8 protein-coding genes and 1 pseudogene are annotated in these 15,823 nt (G+C 60.4%); all 9 read right to left on the bottom strand.

The genetic code is table 11. The annotated features are described in order from the left end of the window. Positions 1-21: 21 nt before the first annotated feature. The 9 genes and pseudogenes from BBAG_RS04400 to aroC all read right to left on the bottom strand — a co-directional run bounded on the left by BBAG_RS04400 (position 22) and on the right by aroC (position 15,792). Positions 22-1,293 (bottom strand): SufS family cysteine desulfurase, encoded by a 1,272-nt coding sequence (locus BBAG_RS04400; protein ID WP_003826478.1) that lies wholly within the window; start codon positions 1,291-1,293, stop codon positions 22-24. 122 nt (positions 1,294-1,415) lie between these two features. Further along, a complete protein-coding gene (gene sufC / locus BBAG_RS04405) occupies positions 1,416-2,195 on the bottom strand; it encodes a Fe-S cluster assembly ATPase SufC (RefSeq protein WP_003826479.1) in 780 nt (259 codons plus the stop codon). Between the two features lie 19 nt (positions 2,196-2,214). Next, a complete protein-coding gene (gene sufD / locus BBAG_RS04410; RefSeq protein ID WP_003826480.1) occupies positions 2,215-3,438 on the bottom strand; it encodes a Fe-S cluster assembly protein SufD in 1,224 nt (407 codons plus the stop codon). Positions 3,439-3,443: 5 nt separating this feature from the next. Continuing rightward, on the bottom strand, positions 3,444-4,898 hold the full coding sequence (sufB, locus tag BBAG_RS04415; RefSeq protein ID WP_145885900.1) for a Fe-S cluster assembly protein SufB: 1,455 nt from the start codon (positions 4,896-4,898) through the stop codon (positions 3,444-3,446). A gap of 185 nt (positions 4,899-5,083) precedes the next feature. Then, positions 5,084-6,745: a CTP synthase gene (locus BBAG_RS04420; RefSeq protein WP_003826482.1), complete on the bottom strand. Its 1,662-nt coding sequence runs from the start codon at positions 6,743-6,745 to the stop codon at positions 5,084-5,086. Between the two features lie 177 nt (positions 6,746-6,922). After that, positions 6,923-12,191 (bottom strand): annotated as a pseudogene (pulA, locus tag BBAG_RS04425) (type I pullulanase). A gap of 295 nt (positions 12,192-12,486) precedes the next feature. Then, complete coding sequence (locus tag BBAG_RS04430) at positions 12,487-12,933, bottom strand: type II 3-dehydroquinate dehydratase (protein WP_003826484.1); 447 nt, start codon at positions 12,931-12,933, stop codon at positions 12,487-12,489. A 37-nt stretch (positions 12,934-12,970) separates the two neighbouring features. After that, a complete protein-coding gene (locus BBAG_RS04435; RefSeq protein ID WP_081443761.1) occupies positions 12,971-14,605 on the bottom strand; it encodes a bifunctional shikimate kinase/3-dehydroquinate synthase in 1,635 nt (544 codons plus the stop codon). Further along, positions 14,602-15,792, bottom strand: a complete 1,191-nt coding sequence (gene aroC / locus BBAG_RS04440) for a chorismate synthase (RefSeq protein ID WP_003826486.1) — start codon at positions 15,790-15,792, stop codon at positions 14,602-14,604. The genes BBAG_RS04435 and aroC overlap by 4 nt, the downstream gene beginning before the upstream one ends. Between the last annotated feature and the right edge of the window lie 31 nt (positions 15,793-15,823).

Genomic DNA, 15,823 nt, shown 5'->3' on the forward strand with positions numbered 1-15,823 from the left:
CCTCTTATCTTGCCTCTGCCGTCATGCGCCGAAGAACGCACGCACCTTGCCCAATGCATCCAGCAATGCGTGGATATCCTCGACATTGTTATACACGCCGCAGGACGCACGGTTCGAGGCGTACAAGCCGAAGTGACGGTGCACGGGTTGTGCGCAATGATGGCCGACACGGATGGCGATGCCCTGCGCATCGATGAATTGACCGACATCATGCGGGTGAACGCCATTGATGTCGAAGGCAACAGTACCGATGCGGTCGGCATTCTCACGTGGGCCGAGAATACGAATGCCTTCGATATCGCCCATCTTCAGCAACTCGCCGGTCAGTTTACGTTCATGGGCCTCAAGCTGATCCATGCCGATGGACATCATCCATTCCGCGGCCACACCAGCGGCGACGACCTGGGCCACAGGTTGGGTTCCAGCTTCGAAACGCGCAGGGGGAAGCATGTATTGCGCGGGCTGATCCATCCAGGCCAGCTCCACCATCGATCCGCCGAAACTGGCGGGCGGCAGCGCTTCGAGCATCTCACGCTTGCCATACAGGAAGCCGACGCCGGTCGGACCGTACATCTTATGCGCGCTCCATGCGGCGAAGTCGACATCCAACGCATGGAAATCGACTTTCAGGTGCGGCACGGACTGGCATGCGTCGAGCACGAAAACGCCACCCACTTCATGCGTACGCCTGATGATGGGTGCGATATCGGTGATGGCACCGGTCACGTTGCCCACATGCGTTACGGCGACGACCTTCGTACGTTCGGTGATGATCTCGTCGAGGTCATCGGTACGCACACGGCCGTCCTCGGTAAGCTCAAGCCATTTGAGCGTGGCGCCGGTACGGGCCGCCAGTTCCTGGAATGGCAGGAGTACGGAATGATGCTCCGCTTTGGAGACCACGATCTCATCGCCCTGCTTCAGCGCAAAACGCTGCGCCGCCGCTCCCCCGCGCCCAAGGGACGCGTTGCCGAACGCCGTGGCCAGCAGGTTCAGGCCAGCCGTCGCGCCGGCCGTCACGACGATTTCCTCCTCGCCTTCCTCGGCATTGGCGCCGACAAGTCTGGCGACCTTCGCACGCGCATCTTCGAACGCCATGGTGCTACGGGCGGCCAGCTCATGGGCTCCGCGATGCACACCGGCGTTAATGGTCCGGTAGAACTCGCTTTCCGCATCAATCACGCACTGCGGCTTCTGCGAAGTCGCCGCCGAATCCAAATACACCAATGGATGCCCGTGAATATCTTGATCCAGAATCGGGAATTCACCACGAATAGCTGCAAAATCTACCATCTAGTCCCCTTACAGAGCATGTCTTATACACGAGGGCGACTCCCGTCAACGGCAATCCAACGATTCGAATGAACATGTTGACGGGAGACCGGCGTTCCCGCGACATCGATTCCCTTACCAGCCTATGCCAGCGCGCTTTCGGAATCGGCACCTTCCGGCAGGTACTGGTCGTAGCCGTTTTCCTCAAGCTCGTCGGCCAATTCGGGGCCGCCGGTCTTCACAAAATGCCCGTCGGCGAATACGTGCACGATATCCGGCTTGATGTACTTGAGAATGCGGGTGTAGTGCGTGACCATAAGAATGCCGAACTTGTTGGCTTCCTTGGCGCGGTTCACCCCTTCGGAGACGATGCGCAAGGCGTCAACGTCAAGGCCGGAGTCGGTTTCGTCGAGGATGGCGAACTTCGGCTTGAGCAGTTCGAGCTGCAGAACCTCGGCGCGCTTCTTCTCACCGCCGGAAAAGCCCTCGTTCACGGAACGGGTGGCGAACTTCGGATCCATCTTAAGACGCTTCATGGCCTCGGAAAGCTCCTTGGCCCAAGTACGGATGGCCGGGGCCTTGCCATCGACTTCGGTTTTTGCGGTACGCAGGAAATTCGTCATGGAAACGCCCGGCACCTCCACCGGATACTGCATGGCGAGGAACAGGCCGGCCTTGGCACGCTCATCCGGGGTCATTTTCAGGATGTCCTCGCCGTCGAGCAATACCTCGCCGCCATCCACCACATACTTGGGGTGACCGGCCAGTGTGTAGGCCAATGTGGACTTGCCGGAGCCATTGGGACCCATGATGGCATGCGTCTCATCGGAATTAACGGTAAGGTTCACGCCTTTGAGGATCGGCTTGATGCCGTCCTTGGTTTCGACGTGTGCGTACAGATCCTTGATTTCAAGCGTTGACATGTTTCCTATCCTTTACGTTTCACTGTTCTTCGAGCACCTGCGCCATGGCCGCGTTCTCACCGCGTGCCAGACGCTTGTCGATGACGTTCATGAGATGATCGCAGATGGCCGGAATACCGATCTCCTCGACCAGCTCGTTGAAAAAGCCGCGAACCACAAGCTTTCGCGCCTCAGTCTCACTGATGCCGCGCGATTCGAGATAGAACAGCTCCTCATCATTGAAGCGACCCACGGAAGATGCATGGCCTGCTCCCACGATATTGCCGTTTTCGATTTCGAGATTCGGCTCGGAATCGGCGATGGCACCAGGTGTGAGTACCAGATTGCGGTTGAGTTCGTAGGAATCGGTGCCGGGCGCGGTCGGTTCGATCAGTGCATTGCCGACCCACGTGGAGTGGGCGCCCTTGCCGTCAAGCGCACCCTTGTAGACCACACGGCTTTTGCATTCGGGATGGTTGTGCACCACCATTGTGCGATGCTCGATATGTTCTCCCGGATCGACGAAATAGATGCCAAGCATATTGAGGTCGGCCTGCTCGCCGTCGAAGTCCTGATCCATGCGGATACGCACCACATCGCCGCCGAGCGTGACCACGGCGTGACGGAGCGACGCGCCTTCGCCTACGCGAATACGATGGTTGCCGACATGCTTGGATCCGGTATTCCACTCCTGAATGAATGTGGTGGATACGTGGGAGTATTTTCCGGTGATGATCTCCACACCCTCGGCAAGACGCGCATCGCCGTCATGCTCGACCACGACATCGGCGTGCGCGTTGTCCGCTGCTGCGATCACCAGATGGAATGCGTCAAGATCCAGGCCGGCGCCATGCACCTTGACAAGCACAGGCTGCTTGATCTCCCCGGCGAGCTCGACGATGGTGGCGGTCGCACCGGAATTCCATTCCACTGCCGAAACCCGGTCGGACGGCTTGGACACCGTGCCTGAAAGCCCTTCGCCAAGCTTGACCTGGCTGATTCTGACACCTTCGGGAAGCGGCGACCCATCGATCATGCCGGCTTCAATCCGGGTCTCCCCGGACGGCGTGAACGTTGTGAAGAACTCGTCGATGCGCTCGACCGGAGTGTACCGCCAGTCCTCCTGCTTTCGATTCGGCATGGGAAAGGCTTCAACGGCAAAGGACCGCGGATTGCGATCCGCCGATGACGGCATTGCCGCCGGATTTGCGTACGGATCGTTCGGATCCGCCATAGGGATAGTGATTTCCTTGGCTTCGGTCATGGTGTTCAGCCCACCGATCCTTCCATCTGCAGTTCCACAAGTCTGTTCAGTTCAAGCGCATATTCCATCGGCAGCTCACGGCTGATGGGCTCGACAAAACCTCGTACGATCATGCCCATCGCTTCGTCCTCGGACAGCCCTCGGCTCATCAGGTAGAACAGCTGATCTTCGGAGACCTTGGAGACGGTGGCCTCATGCGCCATGGAAACGTCGTCTTCGCGCACATCGACATGAGGATAGGTGTCGGATCGGCTGAACTCGTCCACCAGCAGCGCATCACAGACGGTGGAGTTCGAAGAGCCCTCGGCTCCCTTGACGATCTTCACCAAGCCTCGATACGCGGAGCGTCCGCCGCCGCGGGAAATCGACTTGGCCACGATGGTGGAGCTGGTATGCGGGGCAAGGTGAATCATCTTCGCACCGGTGTCCTGATACTGGCCTTGGCCGGCGAAGCCCAGCGACATGGTGCTGGCCTTGGCATACGGCTCGGCCAGAATGCAGGCCGGGTATTTCATGGTCGCCTTGGACCCGATGTTGCCGTCCACCCATTCCATGGTGCCGCCCTCACGCACGTAGGCGCGCTGGGTGACCAGATTGTATACGTTGTTCGACCAGTTCTGCACGGTGGTGTAGCGCACGCGGGCATGCGGTTCCACGAAGATCTCGACCACGCCGGAGTGCAGGGAGTCGGTGGAGTAGATCGGGGCTGTGCAGCCTTCCACGTAATGCACGTAGGAGCCTTCGTCGGCGATGATCAGCGTGCGCTCGAACTGCCCCATATTCGGGGTGTTGATACGGAAATACGCCTGCAGCGGAATATCCACATGCACGCCCTTCGGCACATAGACGAAGGAGCCGCCGGACCATGCGGCGGTGTTGAGCGCGGAGAACTTGTTGTCATCGCTGGGGATGCATTTGCCGAAGTACTTCTTGACGATCTCGGGGTATTCGCGCACCGCGGTGTCGGTGTCGACGAAAATCACCCCTTGCTTCTTGAGATCCTCCTGAATCGAGTTGTAGATCACTTCGGATTCGTATTGCGCGGCCACGCCGGAAACCAGACGCTTCTTTTCCGCTTCGGGAATGCCGAGCTTGTCGTAGGTGGAACGAATCTCGTCAGGCAGTTCCTCCCACGTGGCTGCCTGCTTGTCAATCGGCTTGACATAGTACTTGAAGTCATCCGCGTCGAAATCCTTCAAGTCCACGCCCCACTGCGGCATCGGCTTGGCTATGAAGTCCCTATACCCCTGCAGACGCTTTTCAAGCATCCACTCCGGTTCGCCCTTATCGGCACTGATGGCGCGCACGACGCTCTCGTCGATGCCCTTCTTCGCCGCCTCGCCTGCGGCATCGGTGTCATGCCACCCATAGGTGTAGTCGCCGAATTGGCTGATGATCTCGTCATCCTGCTTGATCTTATCCTCGTTGACGCGGGTGCGATCGGCCACGTATTGGCTCATCTCCACGTCAGCCGCGGCGTTTGGTGCTTGTGATTCGCTCACCTGTTTGCCTCCGTCATTCACACAATGTCCTACTAGAACCTAACAGAACCGTCATAGAAACGCTACAGCCCACACCAGATTATGGTGTGGGCTGCAACACATATCCCTTAGCTATTCGCTTCGGTTCGTGACCGACTCGTCACTCAGCGCGCCTGCTGATGATCCAGCGCGGCCTTCACCAGACCAGCGAACAGCGGGTGCGGCTTGGTCGGGCGGGACTTGAATTCCGGGTGGGCCTGGGTGGCCACATAGAACGGATGCACTTCGCGCGGCAGCTCCACGAATTCGGTGAGCTCGCCGTCCGGGCTCTGGCCGGAGATACGCAGACCGCCTTCACGCAGCTGATCCTTGTAAGCGACGTTCACCTCGTAACGGTGACGGTGACGCTCGGTGACGTGCGTGGTACCGTACAGCTCGGCCACCAGGGAGCCTTCCTCCAGCTCGGCCGGGTAGCTGCCCAGTCGCATGGTGTGGCCCATATCGCCCTTGCCGGCGACGATGTCCTTCTGCTCTTCCATGGTGGCGATGACCGGGGTGTCGCAATCGGGCTCGAACTCGGTGGAGTTGGCATCCTCCAGACCGAGCACGTGACGCGCGTATTCGATCACCATGGACTGCAGACCGAGGCACAGGCCAAGAGCCGGAAGCCCGTTCTCACGGGCGAACTTCAGAGCACCGATCTTGCCGTCGATGCCGCGGATGCCGAAGCCTCCTGGCACGACGATGCCGTCGACCTGGTCGAGCGCTGCCGCAGCGCCCTCTTCGGTCTCGCACTTATCGGCGGCGACCCACTTGACGTTCACTTTGGCGTAGTTGGCGAAGCCGCCAGCCTTGATGGCCTCGGTGACGGACAGGTAGGCGTCGGGCAGATCGATGTACTTGCCGACGATGGCGATGTTCACCTCGTGCTTCGGATGGTGCACGCGCTCCAGCAGATCCTCCCACTCGTCCCAATCGACGTCATGGAACGGCAGGCCGAGCTCGCGGACCACATAGGCGTCGAGGCCTTCGTTGAACAGGATCTTCGGCACGTCGTAGATGCTCGGCGCATCCACGCAATTGACCACGCCTTCGGAATCCACGTCGCACATCAGGGAGATCTTGTCCTTGATGGACTGATTCAGCGGACGGTCGGAACGCAGGACCAGCGCATCCGGGGAGATGCCGAGCTGACGCAGCATCATCACGGAATGCTGGGTCGGCTTGGTCTTGAGCTCATGGGCGGCGGCGATGTACGGCACCAGGGAGACATGCACGAACATGCAGTTCTCGGCACCCAGGTCGCGACGGACCTCACGTGCGGCCTCCAAGAACGGCTGGGATTCGATATCGCCTACCGTGCCGCCGATTTCGGTGATGATCACGTCGACATCGTCGGACGCCTGGGCGCGCATACGGGACTTGATCTCATTGGTGATATGCGGAATGACCTGCACGCACTGGCCGAGGTATTCGCCGGCGCGTTCCTTGCGCAGCACCTCCTGATAGATCTGACCGGTGGTGACATTGGCCTTCTGGCTCAGGTAGACGTCGAGGAAACGCTCGTAATGGCCGATGTCGAGATCGGTTTCCGCGCCGTCTTCGGTTACATAGACCTCACCGTGCTGGAACGGGTTCATCGTGCCGGGATCGACGTTGATGTAGGGGTCGAGCTTCTGCTGGAGGACCTTGATGCCACGGGAGCGCAGCAGACGACCGAGGGAGGAGGCGGTCAGGCCTTTGCCGAGGGACGAGACGACGCCACCGGTGACGAAAATATGCTTGGTGACGTGCTCTTGAGGATTGCCATGTGTTCTTCTAACCATGGAACTCCAACTTATCATTCACAGTTGACGCGGCGTGTTATGCGATTCCCCTTTCAATGGCGTGCCGCATGAAACGCGATGCATGACGCCGATGAAAGCGCCAGAATACACGATGGCCGGCCCTGTGTAGGGCCGGCCATCGGCGCGTTTATCGGAGTTGCTTATGGATTAAGGTGCTCAGTTGCGTTCCTCCTTTCCGCGAAGGAACAGCATTGCTGCCGCAGCCGCGGCCAATGCCACAAGCGCGAACACCAGTACGGATGTGCCGGTGGCCGCCGTGGCGGAGGCTGCGCTCTTCGCATCGCCCGCAGCGGTCTTGTCGCTGCCCTTGTCGCCCTTGTCGGCGGACGGGACGACGGCCTGCTTCTGCACGTGCACCGTGCGGGTGAAGGTCGTGGTCTTGCCGCGGGAGTTAGTCACCGAGTAGACCAGCTGGTAATCGCCCACCTTGTTGATGTTCACAGCGCCCTTGACCTGGATCTTGTCGGTCAGGTCGCCGTCGATGTCATCGGTGGCGCAGACGCCGGCCATCGGGTCGAACTTGGATCCGACGGTGATAGTCGTTGATTCGGTCACGCCGCTGATCACAGGAACGACATCATCGGCGGAAGCGACCTTGAGCACGGTGGCCGACAGTGCGCCCGCGGCATACGAGGCCCCCTTGCGAACGGTGACGCTCTTGACATCATCATCGCCGTAGACAGTGCCATTCGCGGCAAGCACTTCGTACTTGCCTGCCTCGACGCCGTCGATGGCAGCGGCCTTGCCGTTGGCGTTGAAGATCACCACGTAGGTGCCGCTGGAGTCCTTCGCCTGATAGGCCACAACGCCGTCGGCGGACTGAAGCATCGTCACGCTGGCATTGATGTCGTCGTAGCTGGTCTGGCGAAGGGCCGCGATCCTGTTGCGCAGCTTGATCAGACCCTTGACATAGTCGACGGAGCCCGCATACTGCGTGGTGCGATCCCAGTCGATGGCGTTCACCTCGTCGCCGGCATTGTAGCTGTCGCTGTTGCCGCTCTTCGTGCGCAGGAATTCCTGACCGAGCTGGATGGCCGGAATGCCTTCGGACAGGTAGACCACGGAGTCGGCAAGCTTGGCGCGAGCCTCGGTGGTGGCTTCGTCATCCGTAGGCACGGATGCCTTGAGCTTGTCGTACAGAGTCATGTTGTCGTGGATCTCGGCGTAGTTCACCACCTGCCCGGCGTCCGCGTAGTGGTCCTGCGCGTTGCCGTTCCAGCAGGTTGTCTTCGCGTCGGCATCGTACTGGCAACCGAGCACGTTGTGGGCGATGAGGTTTTCCTGATCGGCCTTGCCGGAGACGAAGCCGGTGTCGGTGTCGGAGAACACGGAGCCCTTCAGACCGTCACGGATCGAATCGTTGAAGAACGCGATGCCATTGTTCGTACCGTCCGAAGCGACCTGGTAGGCGTTCGGCTGGATGGTCATCTCGCTCTTGTCCATCGTGGTGTTCATGTCCCAGCCTTCGCCGAGCACGATGATGGACGGGTCGATCTTGTCGAGGGCCGCACGGACCTCCTGCATCGTCTTGGTGTCGATCAGGCCCATGAGGTCGAATCGGAAGCCGTCGATGTTGTAGTTCTTCGCCCAGTAGGTCACCGAGTCGACGATGTACTTGCGCATCATCGCACGCTCGGAGGCGGTGTCGTTGCCGCAACCCGAGTTGTTGACCAGCGAGCCGTTGTCGTCATAGCGGAAGTAGTAGCCCGGGACCGTCTTGTTGAACGAATGGTTCGCGGCATTGTAGACGTGGTTGTACACCACATCCATGATGACGCGGATATTGTTCTGGTGCAGACCCTTGACCATCTGCTTCATCTCGGTGACGCGGGAGCTCGGGTTGCTCGGATCGGAGGAGTACGAGCCTTCCGGCACGTTGTAGTTCTCCGGGTCGTAGCCCCAGTTCTGCGCGCCCTGGACGTTGTAGCTCAAGTCGCCGGTCTCGTTGACGGAACCGTAGTCGTACATCGGCATGATCTGCACGTGGGTGACGCCCAGCTTCTTCAGATAGTCGAGACCGGAAGTCGCGCCCTTGGCGGTCTTCGTGCCGGATTCGACCACGCCCAGGTATTTGCCCTGCTTGTCGGCGGAAATGCCGGAATCCGGGCTGATCGAGAAGTCGCGGATGTTCATCTCGGCGATGGAGGCGTCGGTGGTCTTGGAGAAAGCGCCCATGCGCTTGCCCGCGTTGCCCGCGTCCTTCTTGGACAACACCACGGAGCGTTCGCCGTTGGCGACGGCCGCGGTGGCGTACGGATCGGCGGAAACGTTCACCGTGCCATCGGCGAAGGTGAGCTGGTAGGCGTAGGCGGTGCCACTGGCGAGATCGTTCACCGAAACGCTCCACACGCCCTTGTCGCCGCTCGTCATGTCGAGGGTGCGGTCGACGTCGGCCTTCGGATCATCGGACTTGTAGATGACGAGTTTGACGTCGGCGGCGGTCGGAGCCCACACTTTGAAGCCGGTCTGCTTCCTGGCAAACGTGGCACCCAGATCCTCGCCGCTGTAGGCGTACTTCTTGTCGAAGGCGTCGGTGCGGACCACGGAGCCTGCGACGGCGTCCTGCGAGCCGAAGCCCTTGACCTCGACGGTGTACTTGCCGCGAACGTCGAGATCCTTGTCGGTGGTGATGATCACCTTGGCGCCATCGGTCTTGATCGACTTGATGTCGACATTCTTGCCATCGGCGTCCGTGACGGTGATCTTGCCTTTCAGATCGTCCGCATCGACCTTCTTGGAAAGCTTGGCGGACAGCTGGTTGGTGTTGGAGATCTCGGCGGACTTCATGGAAGCGCCGAGGGATGGACGGGAGGTATACACCGTGGCGTCGCCGCTGAGCAGCCACACTTCGGCGGAGGCGTTGCCGTCGGTGTCGAACACGAGCGCGTTGGACGGGATCTTGTGATTGGCGTCGTCCGGATCCTTGGCTTTCCACGCATCCTTGCCGTAACGACGCAGCATGCCGATGTCGGAGGCACCCTCGTTGTTGTAGTAGGCGTAGTTGGTGAAGGAGTATTCCGCTACTTCGCCCCAATCGTCATGGGAGGTGAAGGTGGCGGCCCCGCCGTTCCAGTTGGAGGACCAGGTCCAGATATCCCACTGCGGGACGGTGGTCGAGGTGTCCTCGGAGTTGAAGTACAGGCCGTCGTCACGGTTGTAGTGGACCTTCACCTTGACGGTGGCGGCCGTGCACTCGTAATCGGCCGGTGCAGCATCGAGGGTTTCAACGGTGGTCGATTCGCCCTGATCCGGATACTTGGTGCCGTCGATCCACACTTCCGCGGTGCCGTCGGCGTTCACCTTGGCGCTGCGGTCACCGCCGTACTTGTTCCAATCGCTGCTGGTGATGATGAAGCCGAAGTTCTCGAACTTGCCGTCGAAGGTCAGCGTGGCGACCTTGCCCCAGCAATCGGTGCCGGTGAAGGCATGGTTCTCGGCGTTGATGTCCGTACCGCTGGTGTCCTTGCCCCACACGTACACGCCACGGTTGTCCGAGGCGCTGGCGGGCTTGTAGTGCACGACGAGTCGAGTCTGGCCACCAATGGATTCGGGGTTGCCCACGGTTGCGGACTGACCTGCCACACCCATGTGAGTGATGCCCGCGTTGGCGTGGTAGTTGCCGCCGCCCTTCGGGTTCTCCCACTGGTCGGTGCCGGCATCATGGAACACGAAGTCGATCTTCTTGCCCTTGGTGTCGATGGTGGCGGTGTAGTAGCCCTGCGCATCAAGCGTCATGTCGGCTTCCAGCTGATTCCAGTCGTCACCGAGGCCGTAGTGGACCTTTGGGGTCTTCCAGCTGGAATCGTTGGGCTTGTAGTAGATGGTGATGCTCTTGTCGTCGGGCAGGACCTCGTCATCCTCCTGATTCACGTCCGGATCGGACGGGTCGGTGGCCGTGGATGCGGCCGGATGGGAAGCCTTGGTGGCACCGGCGTACAGCGCAATGGCAGAATGTGCCGGAACCATGGTCTCGACCTTGCCGTTCTTGACGGTCACGGTCTTGGAGCAGTCCATGGCGGCGTACACGTTGCAGTATTCGCCGTCGGCCAGAGACGTTGTGTAGGAGGCGTCCTTGTCTTTCTTGCCGTTGTTGATGGCGATGAAGCCCTTGTCCCCACGGGAGAAGGCGATGTTGTCGCCGCCGTCATCCTGCCAATCGGTGACCTTGGTGCCGTTGACGTAGTTGCGGAAGGCGATCATGCCGCGGGTGGAGGTCCAACGCTGCTCGCAGTTCCAATCGGAATCGTTGGTGGAGCAGGCCTTGTCCATGTCGACGTCCGGCACGGAAGTCGCGGTGGCATTGGGCGCGCCATCGTCGTTGACGTCCCACTTGTAGTCGGAGAGCAAACGCGGGGTGCCGTAGTCATAGGCCAGCATGAAGGCGTTGGCCAGCTGGTACTTGGCACCGTCCTTGTAGGTCAGCGCGCCCTCGTTGCGGGCGGTGTCCCAGTTGGTGACGAACACGTTGGCGTCCTTGGATGACAAATCCTTGCTCAGGCGGTCGCTCAGGCCCTTGAGGTTGGCGATCTTATCCTTGAAGGTCTGGTTCATTTCGGACTTGAAGCCGAACTCGGTCACGGTGCCGTTCTGCACGTAGTTGCTCGGCTGGATGCCCGCGGCTTCGGAGGAGTTGCCGATGACTTCCTGAATCCAGTAGATGTCGCTGGCGTTCTTGCCGATCTTCTTGGCGAACTTCTCCTTGATGGCCTTCATGCTGTCGGTGTGGATGTGCTTGACGGCGTCCATGCGGAATCCGCGCACACCGGTGTTCCACAGCGAGACGAGATAATCGGACTGGATGTCCTGTACCTTCTCGCTTTCGGAGTTGAAGTCCCACATGGAGCTCAGGCGGCACTCCTGAACTTCCTTCTGATTGGTGTAATCGGAGATGTTCTGCTTGCAGCTGTGGAGATCGGAGGCGGTGATGCCGTCCGGATACTGATTGGTGGCAAAGCCCGGGTAGGTTCCGGTGGACCCGTTGTAGTCGCTGCCGGCCACGCCCTTCTGGTCCCCCGCGGCCACGTCGAAGCCGGTGGCCTGGTTGAGCACCACATCGGCGATGATGCCCACGCCTGCCGCCGGAGCACTGCTTGACCATGCTCTTGAATTCGGCTTCCGTGCCCAGCTTGGAGTCGAGCTTGTAGCTCACGGGCTGGTAGCTGGTCCACCACTGCGTGCCCTGGATGGATTCCTGCGGAGGCGAGACCTCCACATAGGCGACGCCTTCCGGGCCATAGGTATTGGTGCATTCCTTGGCGATGGTGTTCCATGTCTGCTGGAACGCGATCACCTGAACGTCCTTCTTGCCGGAGGATGTGGTTTCCTCGGCCTGAGCGACGCCAGGAACCGCGATCAGCGACGCACACGACATCGCGGCGACAACACTTGCCGCCAGCATTCGTCTGAACGACCGTTGAGTGATCATGCTTCCCTTTCCTCGTCATCGAGAGTATCCCCTGTCGCACCATGCGACAGGTTGATTGATAACGCAAGCATTGCCGCCATTACGGATTTTGGCCACCCTTGGCCGCATCTCTCATTATCGATGATGCATACGTTATCAACCAGGTTCTATCGTATTTCACAGAACCTACAAAGCATAACCAGCACTGCGTGTCGAACGTTTGCAACAGCAAGGGCGGGTGCCGTCATTCGACGGCACCCGCCCTATCGGAACACGAGCAGCGGGATGCTGCGGTTCAGACGCCTGTCATCGCGCGTCATCCGGCAATCAGATGCGCAACGGCCTCAAGCGCAAGCTTGTACCCATAGAATCCCATGCCGGTAATGGTACCGGTGGCGACCGGCGAGATCACGGAACGCTTGCGGAATTCGTCGCGCGCGGATGGATTGGAGATATGCACCTCCATCAGCGGCAGACCCTCATCGATCACCATATGGGCGGCATCGGCAAGCCCATAGGAATAATGGGTGAAGGCGGCGGGATTCATCACGATCGGAGTCTTTTCGTCCGCAGCCTGATGCATCCAGCGGATCATCTCGGCTTCGTCGTCGCTCTGACGGACTTCAACCTCAAGGCCAAGAGCCTCGCCCCATTCGGTGCACAGCCTACGCAGAGTATCAAGATCCTGCTTGCCGTACACGTCGGGCTGGCGTACACCCAAACGACCCAGATTCGGCCCGTTGACCACCACTACTTTCGTCATATCGCTTCCTTCTGTGTTCGTTCTCGCGATGTATACCCTACTGCTGGATGCGTCGGAACGCCTCTTCGACAGCGTCCGCCGGCGGATCCTCGAGATGGATGGGATGCCCCACCGATTCGAGCACCACGAAACGCAGCTTGTTGCCACGCGCCTTCTTGTCTCGGTGCATCAGCGCCAGCACATCGCTCCAGCTGCCGTTGTTCCACGACGTCGGCAATCCGAGCGAGTCGAGCAGCGAACGGTGGTAATCGACCAGATCCTGATCGATATAGCCGAGCAGATGCGACAGTTCGGCCGCATACACGCAACCGACGGCAACCGCATTGCCATGACGCCAGCGGAAATGCTCCAGCTTCTCGATGGCATGGCCGAGCGTATGGCCATAGTTCAGAAACTCACGCAGACCGGCTTCCTTGAGATCGGCGGACACATGGTAGGCTTTCACTCCCACGGTATGCTCGATGAGTTCAGCCACCACATCCTTAAGCCCGGAGTCCAGGAACATCGCGCCGTCGAACGAACGCAATTCGCTGGCATGGTCCTCGAGGATCCGCAGAATCTCCGGATCCATGATGAAGCCCGACTTCGCCACTTCGCCCAAACCCTCGATGAAGATGTCGTTCGGCAGCGTGGCAAGCGTGCGCATATCCGCAAGCACACCGGCAGGGGTGTAGAACGAACCGACCAGGTTCTTGCCCGCCTCGGTGTTGATACCGGTCTTGCCGCCAGTGGATGCATCGACCATGGCCAGTAGGGAGGTCGGGCAGTTCACATAACGGATGCCACGCATCCACGTGGCGGCGATGAAGCCGGCCAGGTCGGTGGCCGCTCCCCCGCCAAGCCCGACGATCGCATCGGAACGGGTGAAGCCCTCGTCGCCCAGACGACGCCACACGCCATTGGCGACATCCACGGTCTTGCCGGCCTCCGCATCCGGCACTACGATGTCGGACACCGTGTAGCCTGCCTGGCGCAGCAGCGTACGTGCATGGTCGCTGTGACGTTGCACCGGCTGGGTGTGAATCAGCGCGACACGTGCCACTCCCTCACCTAGCACATCGGGAAGATGATTCATCGTCCCCTCGCCGATACGCACATCATACGGTTCGATTCCCGAACCGGTGACGTGCACCATGCGCTCACGAATCATATCCATCACCTTCCTCGCCGCCATCTGCGGCGTCTGGCCACGCGTGCGCACACGCACATTGGCGACCCTACGGAACACCGGGTCACGTTCCTTATACAGCTTCTTCCAACGGGCGTCGGCGTCTCCGTTCAGCATAGGACGGCCACCGCCACGATTGGCGCGTTCCATGGCCTCGGCCGGATCAGCGTCCAAGTAGACGACGCGACCGCCGCGATCGATGTATTCGGCAAGGGCACATTGCGTGGACGGCGTCATCGGAGCGCCACCGCCCAAGGAGAAGATGCCGTCGAAATCCTCCAGCATGTCGGCGATAAGATCGGCCTCGACCTTGCGGAACGCCGGTTCGCCTTCGCGCTCGAAAAACTCGGGGATGCCCATGCCTATGTCATGTTGAATCTCCACGTCGGCATCGGCGAACGGCAGATCCATGATATGGGCGACTTCCTTGCCGACACGGGTCTTGCCCGCGCCCATCATGCCGATAATGACGGCAACAGGAATGGAATGACGAACGCCGCTCACTGCATATGCTCCGGCCAGGAGGCGAGATAGGACTCGCAGTTACGACGGGTCTCCGCGATGCTGTCGCCGCCGAACTTCTCAAGCGCATACTGCGCGATGGTGAGTCGGACCATGGCCTCGGCGACCACCGCCGCCGCGGGGACAGCCGTGGAATCGGAACGCTGGTTGATGGCCTGCGCCGCCTCGCCGGTAAGCACATCCACCGTGCGCAGGGCCTTCGGAATAGAGGGAATCGGCTTCATCGCGGCACGGACGACAATCGGCTGGCCGTTCGACATGCCACCTTCGATACCGCCGGCACGGTTGCTTACGCGTGTGATACGCCCGTTCTCCACTACCATTTCGTCGTGCGCCTCGGAGCCTGGACGCATCGCCTCAAGGAATCCGTCGCCGATCTCCACACCCTTGATGGCCTGCACACCCATAACGGCGCTGGCCAGGGCCGCGTCCAAACGTCGGTCTGATTCCACATAGGTGCCGATTCCAGCGGGAACACCGTAGGCGATGACCTCGATCACGCCGCCGAGCGTGTCCGAATTCGCCTTGGCCTCATCGATGCGGGCGATCATACGCGCTTCGGCATCCTTATCGAGCGTACGTACCGGAGAAGCGTCCAACGCCTCAAGATCGTCCGGGGTCGGGCGCTTGGCCGTGGCCTGGTCTTCCACGCCGGCGCCGCCAATGGACAGCACATGGGAGACGGTGCGGATGCCGAAGGCCTGTTCGAGGAAATCGGCTGCGATGGCGCCGAGCACCACACGGGATGCGGTTTCGCGGGCGGATGAACGTTCCAGCACAGGGCGAGCGTCATCAAACGCGTACTTGCGCATACCCGTCAGGTCTGCATGGCCGGGGCGCGGGCGGCTCAACGGCGCATTGCGCCCCTCACGGGCAAGCTCATGGTCAAGCGGATCGGCGCTCATGACCTCGGTCCACTTGGGCCATTCGGTGTTGGCGATCTCCACGGCGATCGGCGTGCCCAGCGTACGCCCATGGCGCACACCGGTAAGCAGCCGCACCTTGTCCTGTTCGAACTTCATGCGTGCGCCACGCCCGTAGCCGAGACGACGGCGAGCCAAGGCACTCACCACGTCATCGCTTACGACCTCGACGCCGGAGGGCAGGCCCTCGATCATCGCCACCAATGCCTCGCCATGCGACTCGCCTGCCGTCTGCCAACGCAACATACGTTTCCCTTTCACTCGCAAATAACTGGGT

The sequence above is a fragment of the Bifidobacterium angulatum DSM 20098 = JCM 7096 genome (assembly GCF_001025155.1).
In the GTDB taxonomy this organism is placed as follows: domain Bacteria; phylum Actinomycetota; class Actinomycetes; order Actinomycetales; family Bifidobacteriaceae; genus Bifidobacterium; species Bifidobacterium angulatum.

Coding starts and splice junctions, on each gene's coding strand:
- BBAG_RS04400 (WP_003826478.1), bottom strand. CDS start 1,293: ATGGTAGATTTTGCAGCTATTCGTGGTGAATTCCCGATTCTGGATCAA.
- sufC (WP_003826479.1), bottom strand. CDS start 2,195: ATGTCAACGCTTGAAATCAAGGATCTGTACGCACACGTCGAAACCAAG.
- sufD (WP_003826480.1), bottom strand. CDS start 3,438: ATGACCGAAGCCAAGGAAATCACTATCCCTATGGCGGATCCGAACGAT.
- sufB (WP_145885900.1), bottom strand. CDS start 4,898: ATGAGCCAATACGTGGCCGATCGCACCCGCGTCAACGAGGATAAGATC.
- BBAG_RS04420 (WP_003826482.1), bottom strand. CDS start 6,745: ATGGTTAGAAGAACACATGGCAATCCTCAAGAGCACGTCACCAAGCAT.
- BBAG_RS04430 (WP_003826484.1), bottom strand. CDS start 12,933: ATGACGAAAGTAGTGGTGGTCAACGGGCCGAATCTGGGTCGTTTGGGT.
- aroC (WP_003826486.1), bottom strand. CDS start 15,792: ATGTTGCGTTGGCAGACGGCAGGCGAGTCGCATGGCGAGGCATTGGTG.